This window comes from Mesorhizobium sp. Arg314, assembly GCF_053714275.1.
The window spans coordinates 1-16,669 of sequence record NZ_JBSKBP010000011.1; the positions used below are offsets into that span (position 1 = coordinate 1).

The window sequence follows — 16,669 nt, forward strand, 5'->3', positions numbered from 1 at the left end:
TGTTCGCTTTTCGATTCTCGTTTGGACTCCAATTCCGACTTGCTTGGCAGTCGGTGCACGACTTTTTCAGCAACCTGGTAAAGCGCGTCGCGCTGAAACGGATTCAGGCGACGCGCTTTAAGTCCTTGGTTTTATGCATGTCGTTGTCCCAGAACCGCGTACACTTCTGGGCGACATGCATTAGCCGTGTCGATGTTCAGGTGATGCCGGCCTGCGAACGGAGGCTCGGCCTGACCTCAATCTCAACACATCTCTGCGTCTCGTGAAGTTCAAGTAACGCTTGAACTTCGGTGCTTCGCAACGGTGTCAACCGTTGCTGCAAAGACTCAACGACACACTTTTCTCGTCCGTTTTCGCGGAAAGTGAATCTCTCGGAATCATAGGCACTTGCCAGCGAATCAACTCTCTGATTCTCTGACCTAAAGCGTTTCCTGATTTGAGTCGTTCGACGCGTTCAGTCGCGTTTTCCGTCTGGGGGGGCAACCTGCCGGAAGACTCGGACTCAATGCTCGGGGATGCGGTGCGGGAATATCGGTTGCAGGCCCGGCGTGAGAGGGATGGCGGGAAATGAAGAAGAAGCATGTGGCTGTTCTCCTGGGTGGATTCTCCTCGGAGCGGCCCGTGTCTCTGTCCTCGGGGAAGGCGTGTGCGGATGCGCTCGAGAATGAAGGCTATCAGGTCACCCGCGTCGATGTTTCGCGTGACGTCGGGTCTGTGCTTGCCGAGCTCAAGCCCGACGTCGCCTTCAACGCGCTGCACGGCCCGTTCGGTGAGGACGGCACCATCCAGGGAATTCTCGAATATCTCGGAATTCCCTACACCCATTCGGGCGTGCTCGCTTCGGCGCTGGCCATGAACAAGGAGCAGGCCAAGAAAGTCGCCAAGGCGGCCGGCATTCCGGTCGCGGAATCCAAGGTGATCAACCGCTTCGCCGTCCAGAACAAGCATCCGATGAAGCCGCCCTATGTGGTCAAGCCGGTCAATGAAGGATCGAGCTTCGGCGTCGTCATCGTGCATGAGGGGCAATCGCATCCGCCGCAGGTGATCGGCTCGACGGAGTGGCAATATGGCGAGATCGTCATGGTCGAGCGCTACGTCCATGGCCGGGAATTGACCTGCGCGGTGATGGGCGATGTGGCGCTCGGCGTCTGCGAGATCATCCCGACCGGGCATTCCTTCTACGACTACGATTCAAAATACGTTCCCGGCGGATCAAAACACGAAATCCCTGCTAAAATTTCACCGAATATTTACCAAAAAATACAGACACTGGCCCTCAAGGCTCATCTTGCCATCGGTTGCCGGGGCGTCTCCCGGTCGGACTTCCGTTACGACGACCGCCACTCCGAAAACGGCGAGGTTGTCTGGCTTGAGGTCAACACCCAGCCGGGCATGACGCCGACGTCTCTGGTGCCTGAAATCGCCGCGCAAGCGGGACACTCGTTCGGCGATTTGTTGAGTTGGATGGTGGAGGACGCTTCGTGTCTGCGTTGAGGTGGGGACAGGGTAATGGCGGCGGCGCGGCTGGTTTCGCGCTGTTCGGCATGTCGCTGTCATTCGACCGTTTCGTGTTGCCGCGTCAGCTTCGCCGGCCGGTTCGGGTGCTGGGGCGCCTGTGCGGCGGCGAGTATGAAGCGCCGCGCTTTTCGGCGGCGATCCTTTCCGTCGCGCTCATCGCGTCCAGCAGCGCCTATGGCGCCTATCTCGGCGGCTACACCGACAGCATCGTGCAGGGCATCACGGCGCGCACCGGCTTTGCCGTCGATCAGATCAAGGTGGTCGGCAACCGCCAGACGTCCGAAATCGACGTGCTCGACCGGCTCGGCCTCGACGGCTGGACCTCGCTGATCGGCTTCGACGCCGAGGCCGCGCGGCAACGTATTGCCACGCTGCCCTGGGTCGAGGGCGCGGCGGTGCGCAAGGTCTACCCGCATACACTGGAAGTACGCATCGAGGAGCGCGAACCCTTCGCGCTCTGGCAGCAGGGCGCCTCGGTGTCGGTCATCGAGCGGTCGGGCGAGGCGATCGTGCCGTTCTCGGGCGGCAAGCAGGCGCTGCTCCCGCTGATCATCGGTACGGGCGCGCCGGCCATGGCGCCGGCCTTTCTCGACAAGATCAAGCGCTATCCCGAGTTCGCGGCGCGGGTCAAAGGTTATATCCGTGTCGGCGAACGCCGCTGGGACCTGAGGCTTGAAAACGGCATCACGGTCAAGCTGCCGGAAGACGGCGAGGACCAGGCGATCGCGGAGCTCGTCAAGCTCGACCACGACAACGGTCTGCTGACGCGCGACATCGCCGCCGTCGACATGCGGCTCTCCGACCGGCTGGTGGTGGAGCTCTCGCCTGAAGCGGCAACGCAGCGCGAGGCCGCGCTCAGCGAAAAGCCAAAGAGCCTGACGAAGCGCAAGCCGGAGAGGAAGATATGAGCTGGCTTGGCGGTAGCGGTGATGCTTCTTCGCGCCGGTCGGGCACGCTCACGGTGCTCGATGTCGGCTCGAGCAAGGTTTGCTGCGTGGTGGCAAAGCTGAAGCCGAACGACGACGGCAAGCTCCTGCGCGGGCGCTCGCACCGTATCCAGGTGATCGGTATCGGCCACCAGAAGTCGCAAGGCGTGAAGTCCGGTGTGGTGGTCGACCTCGATCGCGCCGAGCATGCCATTCGGCTTGCCGTCGATGCAGCCGAGCGCATGGCCGGGCTCACCGTCGATTCCCTCATCGTCAACATGACCGCGGGCCGGCTGAAGAGCGAAGCCTTCTCGGCGACCATCAATCTCGGCGGCCATCAGGTCGAGGAAGTCGACATCAAGCGCGTGCTCGCCGCCGGCGCCAAGCAGGCGCTGAGAGCCGAGCGCGAGGTGATCCATTCGCTGCCCGTCGGTTTCTCGCTCGATGGCGAGCGCGGCATGCGCGACCCGCGCGGCATGGTGGGCGATGCGCTTGGCGTAGGCATGCATGTGCTGACGGGCGATGCGGCGCCGATGCGCAATCTTGAGCTTTGCATCAACCGCTCGCATCTGTCGGTCGAACGCATGGTAGCGACGCCCTACGCCAGCGGGCTTGCCTCGCTGGTCGACGACGAGCTCGAAATGGGCGCGGCCTGCATCGACATGGGCGGCGGCACGACGACCATTTCAGTCTTCTCGGAGGGCAAGTTCGTCCATGGCGACGCCATCGCCATCGGCGGCAACCATGTGACGCTCGACATGGCCAAGGGCCTGTCGACTTCGCTCGATGCCGCGGAGCGGCTGAAGGTGATGCACGGCTCGGCGCTGCCTGGAAGCGCCGACGACCGCGACCTCGTCTCGATCCAGCCGATCGGCGAGGAAGGCGATGTGCCGTTGCAGATCCCGCGCTCTGTGATGACGCGCATCATCCGCGCGCGCATCGACGAGACGCTGGAGCTTTTGCGCGACCGGCTGAACAAGTCCGGCTACGGCAATGCCGTCGGCAAGCGCGTCGTGCTGACCGGCGGCGCCAGCCAGCTCGCGGGCCTTCCGGAAGCTGCACGCCGCATTCTCGGACGCAATGTGCGCATCGGCCGTCCGCTCGGCGTGGCAGGCCTGCCGGAAGCGGCCAAGGGACCGGCGTTCTCGACCCCGGTCGGACTGATGATCTACCCGCAGATGGCAAGCTTCGAGAGCCATTCGGCGAAAGGACTTTCCGGTTTCAGGATGACCGGAACGGGCGGAAAACTGCATCGCATGAGTCAGTGGTTGAGAGACAGTTTTTAATTTGACGGGGACAGCCCCATAGGCGGCCGCAGCGGCGAAGCGGCGGGAAAGGCAAAGGACGGAGACAATGACCATCAATCTGCAAAAGCCGGACATCACCGAGCTTAAGCCACGCATCACCGTCTTCGGTGTAGGCGGCGGCGGCGGCAATGCGGTCAACAACATGATCACAGCCGGGCTGCGCGGCGTCGAGTTCGTGGTGGCCAACACTGACGCCCAGGCGCTGACGATGTCGAAGGCCGAGCGGCTGATCCAGCTTGGCGCGCATGTCACCGAAGGCCTCGGCGCCGGCTCTCAGCCGGAAGTCGGCCGCGCGGCGGCGGAAGAGTGCATCGACGAGATCATCGATCATCTGTCCAACACCCATATGTGCTTTGTCACTGCCGGCATGGGCGGCGGCACCGGCACGGGCGCTGCTCCGGTCGTTGCCCGCGCGGCACGCGAGAAGGGCATCCTCACGGTCGGCGTCGTCACCAAGCCGTTCCATTTCGAGGGCCAGCGCCGCATGAAGACGGCCGACATGGGCATCGAGGAACTGCAGAAATGCGTCGACACCCTGATCGTCATCCCCAACCAGAACCTGTTCCGGCTGGCCAATGACAAGACCACCTTCGCCGATGCCTTCGCCATGGCCGACCAGGTGCTCTACTCCGGCGTTGCCTGCATCACCGACCTGATGGTCAAGGAAGGCCTGATCAATCTCGACTTCGCCGACGTGCGCTCGGTGATGCGCGAGATGGGCAAGGCGATGATGGGCACCGGCGAAGCTTCGGGCGAGGGCCGCGCGATGGCCGCCGCCGAAGCCGCGATCGCCAACCCGCTGCTCGACGAAACCTCGATGAAGGGCGCCAAGGGCCTGCTGATCTCGATCACCGGCGGCCGCGACCTCACCCTGTTCGAGGTGGACGAGGCCGCGACCCGCATCCGCGAGGAGGTCGACCAGGACGCAAACATCATCCTGGGCGCTACCTTCGACGAGGAGCTGGAAGGGGTGATCCGCGTGTCGGTCGTCGCCACCGGCATCGACAAGTCGGCAGCCGAAATAGCGGCCGCGCCGATCTCGATCCGCGCGCCGCAGAAGCCGGCCGCCCGCCCAGCGGCTCCTGCTCAGGAAATCCGCCCCGCCCCGGTTCAGCAGCAGGCCTATGAGCCGCGCGCGGTTGACCCGGTCGCCGAGGCGATCCAGCTTGCCGAGGCAAACGCCGCCGCCATGGCGCAGCCGCGCGCCGTGCCGGTCGACGACTTCCGGCCGCAGAGCAAGATCTTCCAGGCTCCGCCAGCCCAGCCGCAGCCGCAGCCGGTGGTGCCGCAGCAGGTCATGCAGCAGCCCGCGCCACAGCGCGAGATGCCGCAGCCGATGGCCGCGGCCCCGCAGCGCATGCCGCGCGTGGAGGATTTCCCGCCGGTGGTAAGGGCTGAAGTCGAAGCCAAGACCCGCCCGGCGGACCATGAAAACAGCGGCCCGATGGGGCTGATCAAGCGGCTGACCAATGGCCTTACCCGCCGTGAGGAAGAGCCGGCCCGGCTCCAGCCGGCGCAGCCGCGCGAGCCGAAGCTGCGCCAAGCCGCGCCGGAGATGCGCCGCCTCGCCAGCCAGGATCCTGCGCTCTACGCGCCGCGCCGCGGCCAGCTCGACGACCAGGGCCGGCTGACGCCGCAGGCCCGCACGGTCCAGGAAGACGACCAGCTGGAAATCCCGGCCTTCCTGCGCCGCCAGGCCAATTGATCGATACAGCAGACCGCTGATCGTTAACGATATATAACGGTTGTTAACAGGCAGACGAGAAATCGTCTGCCTGTTGCTTTTTAAAATGTATTCAGAACAATGCGTTATGGAAACTTTCTCATATTTTCCCGTGGTTACACAGGGTAAGAAACCGTGATTTGGAGTCTCCAGGGCGGGCCATTATCTTCGCCACGGACTAAAGTCGGTTTGCCGGGATTCGGGGAGTAGCCCTGCCTGCCGATCATACCAGAGCCGCATGCTCTTGCTTATTTTGCCGCGTTTGTGCGAGCGCCAGACCATCCAACTGGCTGCAAGATACCCAGGGCCGATCAAGCGGACGCAGGCATTAGGGCGTATGGGGTTACTCTTGCACGACTATCAGACGACAGTGAAATCGCGCGCGACGCTGGCTGGCGTCGGCGTCCATAGCGGCAAAACCGTCACCGTTCATTTCCTGCCGGCCGACGCCGATACGGGTATTGTCTTCCATCTTTCGAACGGCGGCGAAAGCCGCGAGTTCCATGCTCTGGTCGCGGAAGTCGGCGCTACCGACCTTTGCACCATGCTCGGCGATCCGGCCGGCGAGCATATCGGCACTGTCGAGCACCTGATGGCCACCGTGTTCGGTCTCGGCATCGACAACCTCATCATCGAGATCGACGGTCCGGAAGTCCCCATTCTCGACGGCAGCGCCATGGCCTTCGTCGAAGCCTTCGACCAGGCCGGCATCGAGACGCTGGCGGTGAAGCGCCGCTATATCCGTGTCGTCAAGCCGGTGCGCGTGGAAGCCGGCGCATCCTGGGCGGAGTTCCGCCCCTATGACGGCACGCGGTTCGAGGTCGAGATCGATTTTGAAAGCCCGGCGATCGGCCGTCAGCAATTCGCCTCCGACATCAATCCCGATATCTTCCGCCGCGACATCGGGCGAGCCCGCACCTTCGGCTTCATGAAGGATGTCGAACGGCTGTGGGCCGCCGGCTACGCGCTCGGTTCGTCGCTGGAGAACTCGCTGGTCATCGGCGACGACAACCGTGTCATCAATGTCGGCGGTCTGCGCTATCCCAATGAATTCGCCCGCCACAAGACGCTCGATGCCATGGGCGATCTGGCGCTGGCCGGCGCGCGCTTCATCGGCTGCTTCCGTTCCTATCGTGGCGGCCATCGGATGAACGCCTCGGCATTGCGCCGGCTGCTTTCCGACCGGACGGCCTTCGAGATCGTCGAGACGCGACGGCGCGAACGCGGCCGCGTCGCCGAGATGATCGCCGTCAGCGGGCCGGTCTACGCGCCCTGGGTGATCTGATTTTTAACCGTTTTCTGGTTTTGTGGTGTGGGCTTGTGTTGCATAGCTGCATCACAAGGCTGCCAAATTGCGCAGCCTTGGCCACGGCGCCGGCCTGCCACAAAAATGTGCGATTGGCCGGACATAGCGTTGCCGGGCAAGGGGATAATGGTTTATGGCTTCGGCCCGGACCGAAACGACGCCGAAGGGGCGGAATCCAAACATGTTCTTTTCGCGAGTTGGTCAATCGGTAACGCCGCGTCGGCGTGTTTTGCTGGCGCTGTCGGTGGTTGCTCCCGCGCTCGTGCTGTCGGCCTGCATGTCGTCCGAGAAGGACGTCAACCTTGCGACCTATGTCGACCAGACCGAACCGGCCGACGTTCTCTACAATCAGGGCCTGGCCAATATGAATGCCGGCCGCCTCGACGAAGCGAGCAAGAAGTTCGACGCCGTCGACCGCCAGCACCCCTATTCGGAATTTGCCCGCAAATCGATGGTGATGGGGGCTTTCGCCGACTATCGCGCCGGCAATTATGACGAAGCGATCGGCACCGCGAAGCGCTATCTGACGCTTTACCCTTCGACCGACGACGCCGCCTATGCGCAGTACATCATCGGCTTGAGCTACTACCGGCAGATCAAGGACGTCACCCAGGACCAGAAGGAAGCGCGCCAGACCATCCAGACCATGCAGGAACTGGTGACGCGCTGGCCGAACTCCGAATATGTCGGCGACGCCAAGGACAAGATCCGCTTCGCCAACGACCAACTCGCCGGCAAGGAGATGCAGGTAGGCCGCTACTATCTCGAGCGCCGCGAATACATCGCCGCCGTGAAGCGCTTCCGCACCGTGGTCGAAAGCTATTCCAACACCCGCCATGTCGAGGAGGCGCTCGCGCGCTTGACCGAGTCCTACTATGCCATGGGCCTGACCTCGGAAGCGCAGACGGCCGCGGCGGTGCTCGGCCACAACTATCCGGACAGCTCGTGGTACAAGGATTCCTACAAGCTCCTGCAGAGCAACGGGCTTGAACCGCGCGAAAATGCCGGGTCGTGGATATCCAAGGCCGGGAAGCTGATTACCGGCGCCTGAAGCTTGCGATGCTGTCCAGACTGTCGATCCGCGATATCGTCCTGATCGAGAAGCTGGACATCGACTTCCTGCCTGGGCTTTCGGTGCTTACCGGCGAAACCGGCGCTGGAAAATCCATCCTGCTCGATGCCTTGTCGCTGGCGCTCGGCGCGCGCGGCGATGCTTCGCTCGTCCGCCATGGCGCGGCGCAAGGCCAAGTCATCGCGGTGTTCGACGTGCCGCGCAACCATCCGGCACGCGCGATGCTTGCCGAAAACGACATTGAGGACGATGGCGATATCATCCTGCGCCGCGTGCAGACGGCCGACGGCCGTACGCGCGTCTTCGTCAACGACCAGCCCTCCAGCGTCACCCTGATGCGCGATGTCGGCCGCGCGCTGGTCGAGATTCATGGCCAGCATGACGAGCGCGCGCTGGTCGATTCCGGCGCGCATCGTGAATTGCTGGACAGTTTCGGCGGGCATCTGGGCGCCGTGCGCGGCGCGGGCGAAGCCTGGCGCTATTGGCGAAACTGCGAGCAGGAGCTTTCCCGGCATCGCGCCAAGGTCGAGGCGGCGGCGCGCGAGGCCGATTATCTGCGCGCTTCCGTCGCCGAGCTTGCGAAGCTCGACCCGCAGCCGGGCGAGGAAACTGAGCTTGCGGACCTGCGCGCGCAGATGATGCGCGTCGAAAAGATCGCCGCCGAAATCCATGATGCGCAGGATGTGCTGTCGGGGCCGTCCTCGCCCTTGCCGCAGCTCGCCAGCCTGTTGCGCCGGCTGCAGCGCAAGTCGAGCGAGGCGCCGGGCCTGCTCGACGATGTTGTGAAATCGCTCGACGAGGCGATGATATCGCTCGACGCCGCGCAATCCGGCGTCGAAGCAGCGCTTCGCGCTACCGAATATGATCCGCAGCGTCTGGAGAAGGCGGAGGAGCGGCTGTTTGCGCTGCGCGCTGCCTCTCGCAAGCACAATGTCGCGGTCGACGATCTGGCGCAGTTGCGCGACACGATGGTGGCCGATCTTGCCGATCTCGATGCCGGCGAGGAGCGGCTGCATGCGCTGGAAAAGCAGGCCGCCGCCGGGGGCGAGGCCTACGATGTTTCCGCGGCGCTGCTTTCGTCGCTGCGCCATGCGGCGGCGGCGGGCCTGACCAAGGCGGTGATGGCGGAACTGCCGGCGCTGAAGCTCGAACGGGCCGAATTCGTCGTCGAGATGACAAGCGATGCCGAAAGCCGCATGGAACAAGGCATCGATGAGGTCGAATTCTGGGTGCGGACCAATCCGGGCACCAGGCCTGGACCGATGATGAAGGTCGCCTCCGGCGGCGAACTCTCGCGCTTTCTCCTGGCGCTGAAGGTGGCGCTCGCCGATCGCGGCTCGGCGCCGACCTTGGTCTTCGACGAAATCGATACCGGCGTCGGCGGCGCGGTGGCCGATGCCATCGGCCAGCGGCTGGCGCGGCTGTCGAAGCGGGTACAGGTGCTTTCGGTCACCCATGCGCCGCAGGTCGCGGCACGCGCGGCCACGCATTTCCTGATCTCGAAATCCGGCGGCAAGGACCGTGTCGCCACCGGCATTGCCGAAATGGACCGCGCGGCGCGCCAGGAAGAAATCGCGCGCATGCTGGCCGGCGCCACCATCACCGACGAGGCCCGCGCCGCGGCGGACCGGTTGCTGCGCGAGAATACGGCCGCCGCCTAAAGCGCGTCGCGCTGAATCGGATTCAGGCGACGCGCTTTAGGTCTTTGTTTTGATGCATGTCGTTGTCCCAGAACCGCTGCACACTTTCTGGGCGACATGCATTAGGCTCCCTTTGTTCTCGGAAGCAGAGTCAGCAGGTGGCTGTATCCTGCTGTCGAGCAATGATTTTTCCACCAACTACCTCCCTGCCGGTGAATCCTGATTTATAGTGGCCCGCCATAAATCGAGGACTGCGCTGCATGTCGGAAAAACCCGTCGATTCGTTGAGCGAAAGCGAAGCCGCGGATGAGCTGAAGCAACTGGCGGCGGAGATTGCCGAGCACGACCGGCGCTATCACGCCGAGGACGCGCCGACGATCACCGACGCGGAGTATGATGCGCTACGCCGGCGCAACCTTGCCATCGAAGAGCAATTCCCTGATCTCGTGCGCGACGATTCGCCGTCGCGCCGGGTCGGCGCGCCGCCTGCGGAAGGCTTTGCCAAGGTTCGCCATGCGGTGCCGATGCTCAGCCTCGCCAAGGCCTATACCGACCAGGACGTCACCGATTTCATCGAGCGCGGACGGCGTTTCTTCGACCGCGACAAGGACCTCGACATCGCCTTCACCGCCGAGCCGAAGATCGACGGGCTGTCGGCTTCGTTGCGTTATGAGAACGGGGTGTTCGTGCAGGGTGCGACGCGCGGCGACGGCGCTGTCGGCGAGGACATCACCGCCAATCTGAAGACCATTGCCGATATCCCGAAGACGCTACAGGGCTCGGGCTGGCCGCAGACAATCGAAATCCGCGGCGAGGTCTACATGACCTATGCCGAGTTCGACGCGCTGAAGCAGCGTTCGGCGGCTGTCGGGGGCCAGGATTACGTCAATCCGCGCAACACCGCGGCAGGGTCGCTCCGCCAGAAGGACCCGTCGGTCACCGCCAGCCGCAACCTCAAATTCTTCGCCTATGCCTGGGGCTACACGACAGCGGATCCCGCGCCGACGCAGTTCGAAGCTGTGCAGAAATTCGGCGAATGGGGATTCAAGGTCAGTCCGCTGATGGTGCGGGCGAAATCGGTCGAGGACCTGATCGAGCAGTACCACCGGATCGAGGAGCAACGTTCCGCGCTCGGCTACGATATCGACGGTGTCGTCTACAAGGTCGACCAGCTCGAGCTCCAGCGCCGCTGGGGTTTTGTCACCGGCGAGCCGCGCTGGGCGGTCGCCCATAAGTTCCCGGCCGAGCAGGCGATGACGACGGTCGAAAAGATCGACATCCAGGTCGGCCGCACCGGCACGCTGGCGCCGGTGGCGCGGCTGGCGCCGGTCACGGTCGGCGGCGTGGTGGTCGAGAATGTCACGCTGCACAACGAGGACTATATCAAAGGCTTCGACAGCAACGGCCTGCCGATCCGCGATGGCATCGACGTTCGCATCGGCGACACCGTGGTCATCCAGCGGGCAGGGGATGTCATCCCGCAGATCGTCAGCGTCGTCATCGACAAGCGGCCGGCCGGCGCGGTTCCCTACGAATTCCCGCATACCTGCCCGGTCTGCGGTTCGCCGGCGACGCGCGAGATTAACGAGAAGACGGGCAAGGAGGATTCCCGGCGCCGCTGCACCGGGGAGCTGATCTGCGCTGCCCAGGCCGTCGAAAGGCTGCGCCACTTCGTGTCGCGCGGCGCGCTCGATATCGAAGGACTGGGCGCGGAAAACATCGACCTCTTCTTCAATTCGGGGCTGGTGAAGACCGCCGCCGATATCTTCACGCTGAAGGATCGCCGCCCGGCCGTCACCAAGGCGCTGGCCGAGCGGCGCGAGGAACAGGCGAGGCTGCGCGAGGAAGCCTCGGGCAAGACGCGCAAGAATGTGCGCAGCGTCGAGGAGCGCAACTATGAAGGCCTCGACAAGCTGTTTTCGGCCATCGACGCGCGGCGTGAGCCTGAACTCGACCGTTTCATCTTCGCGCTCGGCATCCGCCATATCGGCGAGACGACGGCCGCAGTGCTTGCCCGCCAGTTCTCGACCATCGAGGAACTGATTCGCGTCGGCAAGGAGACGGCGAAGGCGGAAGATCCGCATACCGTCTTCCCGTCGATCAACGGCATCGGCGACACGGTGATCGGCGCGCTGCGCGACTTCTTCGGCAATGAGCGCAATGACGACGTGCTCGACGCGCTGCTGGCGCAGGTCCATCCGAAGCCCTATGTCGTCGAAATCTCGGCCGGCAGCGAAGTCTCCGGCAAGACGGTGGTTTTCACAGGCTCGCTGGAAAAGATGACGCGCTCGGAAGCCAAGGCGATGGCGGAGCGGCTCGGCGCCAAGGTGGCGGGCTCGGTTTCGGCCAAGACCGACCTGGTGGTGGCGGGTCCGGGTGCTGGCTCCAAGCTCAAGACCGCCAGCGATCTCGGCATCGAGGTGATCGACGAGGACACCTGGCTGCAGCGCATCGGCAGGGGCGGCTGATGGCGGGCGCGTTCAAGGGCTTTGGGCAGAAGGCCATCCCGTTCCTCAAGGCGCTCGACTTCCACCAGAGCCGCGAGTGGTTCCAGGAAAACCGCGACCTGTTCGACAGCGAGCTGCACGAGCCGTTCTGCGATCTGGTCGAGACGCTGACCGAGCGTTTCGAGGCGGCCAAGCTCGGCTTGCGCGGCGACCGCAAGAAATCGCTGTTCCGTATCAATCGTGACGTGCGCTTCTCAAAGGATAAGCGGCCCTACAACCGGCACCTGTCGGCCATCCTCTCGCCGGACGGCAGCAAGATGTCGCAAGGCGTTTTCTACGTGCATATCGGGCTCGAGCGCTGCTTCGCCGGCGTCGCCTGGTGGCAGCCGGCGCCGGAACTGCTGCAGGCGATGCGCAAGGCGATCGTGACCAAGCCTGCCGCGTTCCGTGGCATGGTCTCGTCGCTGAAGAAGGCAGGTCTGGATCTCGATCCGGAAGATTGCCTGAAGCGCGCGCCGCGCGGCTTCGAGGACGTCGGCGAAGACGATCTTGCACAGGCGGTGCGCAACCGGCATTTCGTGGTCCGGCACGACATCGATCCGGCGACGATCCATTCGCCGCCGCTGGTCGACGATCTCGTCGGCTTCACGCTTGGCGCCAAGCCGCTGCTCGACTGGGGCAGGGCAATCCAGGGCACGGCCGTGGCGGCCTGACGCCGTCGTCGCGGGTCAGGCCGGCAGCCTCACATCCGCATCAGCAGGCCGCCATCGACGGCGAGTTCGATGCCGGTGATGTAGCTCGCGGCGTCCGAGAGCAGGAACAGCGCCGCATTGGCCATGTCCTGCGGCGTGCCGATGCGGCCGAGCGGTGTGTAACCCGCCACCGCGGCACGCTTCTCCTCGGTGTCCCAGCGGGCCTGCAGCGGCGTCAGCGCCATGCCGGGGCAAATGGCATTCGAGCGGATGCGCTCGCCGGCAAGCTGCATGGCCAGCGACTTGGACAGCGCGCAAACGCCGGCCTTCGACGCCTGGTAGGCGTCCTGCGGTTTCGGGTCGCCGCGATACCACTGGATGGTCGAGAAATGCACCATAGCGCCTCCGCGGCCGCCGGCGCGCATTTGGGGGACGACCGCGCGTGCAGTATGCACGAAGGATTTCAAATTGATGTTGAATACCTGGTCCCAGACGTCGAGATCCATCTCCAGAGCCGACTTGTCGCGGCCGAACCAGAGCACGCCGGCGACATTGGCGAGGTAGTCGATGCCGCCGCGTTCGCGGCCGGCGGCGCCGATGGTTTGCTCGACGAAAGCGGCGTTAGTCAAATCACCCTGCGCGAAGGTCAGCCTGTCGTCATAGGCGGCAAGCGAGGCCGGGCGGGGCTTCACGTCGATGGCGGTGACCGAGGCGCCGGCATCGAGCAGCGCCAGCGTGATCGCTTCGCCCATGCCGCCGCCGGCTCCGGTGACGACCGCATGCCTACCGGTAAAATCAAAGACGACCATTTATCCCTCTCTTGTTGGCGCCAGAGTCGCGTTTTGCGCCAAGGCGCCATGGCGCGACAATAGGGGTGGATAAAAAAGATCGATGGCAAGCGGTGTTTGGCAAGCCGTCCATCAGTTCCGCTGATCGTTGGGTCAAGCGAATTGGTGTGACAAGCGAGGCGACGCTCCCTAAATCAAGCTGCTCAAGGAGCGGCTGATGGCGGCGGAAGCAATCTCTGAGGGCAGAACCGGTGGCGATTTCTGGGACGGCGTGCGGCTGTCGATGCCGGTCGTCGTCGCCTCGGCGCCGTTCGCGGTGCTGTTCGGCGCGATCGCGGTCGACAACGGGTTGTCCGTCCTCGAGGCCTTCCTGATGAGCGCCATGATCTATGGCGGCGCCAGCCAGATGGTCGGCATCGAACTGTTCGGCCAGCATGTCGCGCCATGGCTGATCGTGCTGTCGATCTTCGCGGTGAATTTTCGACACGTGCTCTATTCGGCCGGCATCGGCAGGCGCATCGCGCATTGGCCGTTGCTACAGCAGGCGCTCGGCTATTTCATCCTGACCGACCCGCAATATGCCATCGCCGAGGCAAGGGCGGCGTCCGGCCGTCCGGTCGGCTTCGTCTGGTATCTGGGGCTCGGCCTGCCGGTCTATGTGTTCTGGGTGATCGAAAGCGGCTTGGGTGCTGTGTTCGGCAAGATGATCCCGGACACGCATGCTCTCGGCATCGATTTCCTACTGCCGATCTATTTCCTCGGCCTGGTGCTTGGCTTCCGCAAGCGGCCGCTTTGGGCGCCCGTCGTCGCTGCCAGCGCCGTCGCCTCGATCATTGCCTACAGAACCGTCGGCTCGCCCTGGCATGTTTCGATCGGCGCGGTCGCCGGCGTTCTCCTGGCGGTGATCCTGCCGCCGCATCACAGCGGCGTGGGCAAGCGGCCATGAGCACGACCTTCTGGATCATCCTTGCAGGCGCTGTCGCGACCTATCTGACGCGCGTCGGCGGCCACCTCGTCATCTCGCGCTTCGAGACAATCCACCCGCGCGTCGAGGCAGGGCTGAACGCCGTGCCGGCCGCGGTGCTGACGACGCTTGTGGCGCCGGAGCTGCTGCATGCCGGACCGGCGGAATGGACAGCGCTGATCGTCACTGTGCTGGTATCGCTGCGCGGCGGCCTGATGGCGATGTTTCTGGCAGGCGCCGCCGTGCTGATCTTGGCGCGCCAGTTCGTCGGATAGGAACTCCGCCGGCGCGATCGTTTCGGATTGTCGGCGCTGCCCCTCATTGCCCTGCCCGTCCTCCGCAGCAGCTGCGCTGCAGCTGCGGAGGGTGGACCGGGCATTTCTCCCCGTAGAACCGGGAGAAAGAAGCTAGGCTTAAATCTTCGCGTCGTGGGGCAGCAGGGCGGTGGCTTTCTCCAGCCAGGCCAGCGTCTCGCCGTCGACCATCGGGCCGATCTCGGCCAGCACCCGGGCGTGATAGCGGTCGAGCCATTGCAATTCGTCCCGATGCAGCAGGTCGGTGCGGATGAGCCGCTTGTCGATCGGCGCCAGCGTCAGCGTCTCGAAGCCATGCATGGCGATGTCGCCGCCTTCGATCGGCTCCGCCTGCGTGACCAGGATCAGGTTCTCGATGCGAATGCCATAGGCGCCTTCCTTGTAGTAGCCGGGCTCGTTGGACAGCATCATGCCGGCAAGCAGCTTTTCCGTGCCGGTGCGGGCAATGCGCTGCGGTCCTTCATGCACGGCGAGATAGGAGCCGACGCCGTGGCCGGTGCCATGGGCGAAGTCGCAGCCATGCGTCCACAGGGCCGTGCGGGCAACGGCGTCGATTTCCGAGCCGCGCGTGCCGGCGGGGAAACGCAGCGTCGAGATGCCGATCATGCCCTTCAGCACCAAAGTGAAGCGTTCGCGCATTTCCTGCGTCGGCTCACCGATCGGCACGGTGCGGGTGATGTCGGTGGTGCCGTCCTGGTACTGGCCGCCGGAATCGAGCAGGAACAGCTCGCCGCTCTCAAGCTTGCGGCTGGTGGCGCGCGAGACGCGATAGTGCATGATCGCGCCGTTCGGGCCGGCGCCGGAAATCGTGTCGAAGGAGACGTCGCGCAGCGGCATCTGCGTTTCCTCGCCGGTCTGGCGGCGCACTTCCTCGAGCTTGGTGACGACGGCGATTTCGTCCAGCGAGCCTGGCTTCTGGCGGTCGAGCCAGCAAAGCAGCCTGGCGACCGCGGCGCCGTCGCGGCGATGCGCGGCGCGGCTGCCGGCGATCTCGGCCTGGTTCTTGGTGGCGCGCGGGATGCGGGCCGGGTCGGCGGCCAAGACGACGGTGCCGCCATTGTCCTCGGCCAGCATGCGGAGCTTTTCCGCCGCCAGCACCGGATCGAGCGCGATCTTGGCGCCGTTCCTGGCCAGCTCGACGATGGCGGCTTCAAACTCGTCCGGATCATGCAGATCGGCAAGCTGGGTGAGATAGGCTGCGACCTGGCGCGGGAATTTGCGCTGGTCCATGAACAACTGATGCTTGCCGTCGGCGGCGAGAATGGCGAAGCCGAGCGCCAGCGGCGTGTGCGGCACGTCGCCGCCGCGGATGTTGAAGGCCCACGCTATCGAGGAAGGATCGGTCAGCACCGCATGGGTGGCGCCGTCCTTTTCGATCGCGCCCGCCAGCCGCGCCAGCTTGTCCTTGGCAAGCTCGCCGGCAAGATTGAGCGGATGGATCTCGACAGGCGCGCGCGGCGGTTCCGGCTGGTCCTTCCAGATGACGTCGATGGGATTCCTGTCGAGCGGCACCAAAGTCGCGCCGGACTGCTCGGCCGATGCCTTCAGCGCCTTGATCTCGCCGATCGTATGCAGCCAGGGGTCGAAGCCGAGCCTTGCGCCCTTGCCGAGATTGTCCTTGATCCAGCTGGCCGGCGGATTGTCGACGAGGCTTTCGACGGTGAAGATCGACAGGTCGACCTCGCCCCGCACCTGCAGCGTGTAGCGGCCGTCGACGAAGATGAAGGCGCGGTCGCGCAGGATGATGGCGACGCCGGCCGAACCGGAAAAGCCGGTCAGCCATTTCAGCCGCGCCGAGCGATCGGCGACATATTCGCCCTGATGCTCGTCCGCGCGGGGGACAAAGAAGCCATCCAAGCCGTTCTCCGCCAGCCATTGCCGCAACATCGCCACGCGCGGCTTGCCAACGGCCGGATCACCAGCGGAATCAAAGGTCTGGAACATTTTTTGGCTCCCTCGAAAATGGCTTGCC

Annotated in this window: 14 protein-coding genes; 12 read left to right on the forward strand and 2 right to left on the reverse strand. The window is 64.4% G+C overall.

Annotated features, from left to right (window positions below):
* From ACWGS9_RS13825 to ACWGS9_RS13870, 10 genes are all read left to right on the forward strand, one after another.
* A partial coding sequence (locus tag ACWGS9_RS13825) for a hypothetical protein (RefSeq protein ID WP_454505780.1) occupies nucleotides 1-266 on the forward strand: 266 nt, incomplete at its 5' end.
* A 301-nt stretch (nucleotides 267-567) separates the two neighbouring features.
* Entirely contained in the window at nucleotides 568-1,494 is a 927-nt protein-coding gene (locus ACWGS9_RS13830) for a D-alanine--D-alanine ligase (protein ID WP_454505781.1), read from the forward strand.
* Nucleotides 1,482-2,426: a cell division protein FtsQ/DivIB gene (locus ACWGS9_RS13835; RefSeq protein ID WP_454505782.1), complete on the forward strand. Its 945-nt coding sequence runs from the start codon at nucleotides 1,482-1,484 to the stop codon at nucleotides 2,424-2,426. Before ACWGS9_RS13830 ends, ACWGS9_RS13835 begins: the two co-directional genes overlap by 13 nt.
* Nucleotides 2,423-3,730 (forward strand): cell division protein FtsA, encoded by a 1,308-nt coding sequence (gene ftsA, locus ACWGS9_RS13840; RefSeq protein WP_454505783.1) that lies wholly within the window; start codon nucleotides 2,423-2,425, stop codon nucleotides 3,728-3,730. Before ACWGS9_RS13835 ends, ftsA begins: the two co-directional genes overlap by 4 nt.
* Before the next feature lie 67 nt (nucleotides 3,731-3,797).
* On the forward strand, nucleotides 3,798-5,456 hold the full coding sequence (gene ftsZ / locus ACWGS9_RS13845) for a cell division protein FtsZ (RefSeq protein WP_454505784.1): 1,659 nt from the start codon (nucleotides 3,798-3,800) through the stop codon (nucleotides 5,454-5,456).
* Between the two features lie 355 nt (nucleotides 5,457-5,811).
* Nucleotides 5,812-6,759: a UDP-3-O-acyl-N-acetylglucosamine deacetylase gene (lpxC, locus tag ACWGS9_RS13850; RefSeq protein WP_454505785.1), complete on the forward strand. Its 948-nt coding sequence runs from the start codon at nucleotides 5,812-5,814 to the stop codon at nucleotides 6,757-6,759.
* A 202-nt stretch (nucleotides 6,760-6,961) separates the two neighbouring features.
* On the forward strand, nucleotides 6,962-7,831 hold the full coding sequence (locus ACWGS9_RS13855; RefSeq protein ID WP_454505786.1) for an outer membrane protein assembly factor BamD: 870 nt from the start codon (nucleotides 6,962-6,964) through the stop codon (nucleotides 7,829-7,831).
* A gap of 8 nt (nucleotides 7,832-7,839) precedes the next feature.
* On the forward strand, nucleotides 7,840-9,513 hold the full coding sequence (recN, locus tag ACWGS9_RS13860; protein ID WP_454505787.1) for a DNA repair protein RecN: 1,674 nt from the start codon (nucleotides 7,840-7,842) through the stop codon (nucleotides 9,511-9,513).
* A 239-nt stretch (nucleotides 9,514-9,752) separates the two neighbouring features.
* Nucleotides 9,753-11,960: an NAD-dependent DNA ligase LigA gene (ligA, locus tag ACWGS9_RS13865; protein ID WP_454505788.1), complete on the forward strand. Its 2,208-nt coding sequence runs from the start codon at nucleotides 9,753-9,755 to the stop codon at nucleotides 11,958-11,960.
* Nucleotides 11,960-12,652: a DUF2461 domain-containing protein gene (locus ACWGS9_RS13870; RefSeq protein ID WP_454505789.1), complete on the forward strand. Its 693-nt coding sequence runs from the start codon at nucleotides 11,960-11,962 to the stop codon at nucleotides 12,650-12,652. The genes ligA and ACWGS9_RS13870 overlap by 1 nt, the downstream gene beginning before the upstream one ends.
* Nucleotides 12,653-12,681: 29 nt before the next feature.
* Here ACWGS9_RS13870 and ACWGS9_RS13875 read toward each other — a convergent pair whose 3' ends face one another.
* Nucleotides 12,682-13,440 carry an SDR family NAD(P)-dependent oxidoreductase gene (locus ACWGS9_RS13875; RefSeq protein ID WP_454505790.1) on the reverse strand — a complete coding sequence of 253 codons (759 nt, stop codon included), beginning with the start codon at nucleotides 13,438-13,440 and terminating at the stop codon, nucleotides 12,682-12,684.
* Between the two features lie 196 nt (nucleotides 13,441-13,636).
* On the opposite strand from ACWGS9_RS13875, the gene ACWGS9_RS13880 reads away from it, so the two are divergent.
* Both ACWGS9_RS13880 and ACWGS9_RS13885 read left to right on the forward strand, forming a co-directional pair.
* Nucleotides 13,637-14,365, forward strand: a complete 729-nt coding sequence (locus ACWGS9_RS13880) for an AzlC family ABC transporter permease (protein WP_454505791.1) — start codon at nucleotides 13,637-13,639, stop codon at nucleotides 14,363-14,365.
* A complete protein-coding gene (locus tag ACWGS9_RS13885; RefSeq protein WP_454505792.1) occupies nucleotides 14,362-14,658 on the forward strand; it encodes an AzlD family protein in 297 nt (98 codons plus the stop codon). Before ACWGS9_RS13880 ends, ACWGS9_RS13885 begins: the two co-directional genes overlap by 4 nt.
* A gap of 138 nt (nucleotides 14,659-14,796) precedes the next feature.
* Here ACWGS9_RS13885 and ACWGS9_RS13890 read toward each other — a convergent pair whose 3' ends face one another.
* On the reverse strand, nucleotides 14,797-16,641 hold the full coding sequence (locus ACWGS9_RS13890; protein WP_454505793.1) for an aminopeptidase P family protein: 1,845 nt from the start codon (nucleotides 16,639-16,641) through the stop codon (nucleotides 14,797-14,799).
* Between the last annotated feature and the right edge of the window lie 28 nt (nucleotides 16,642-16,669).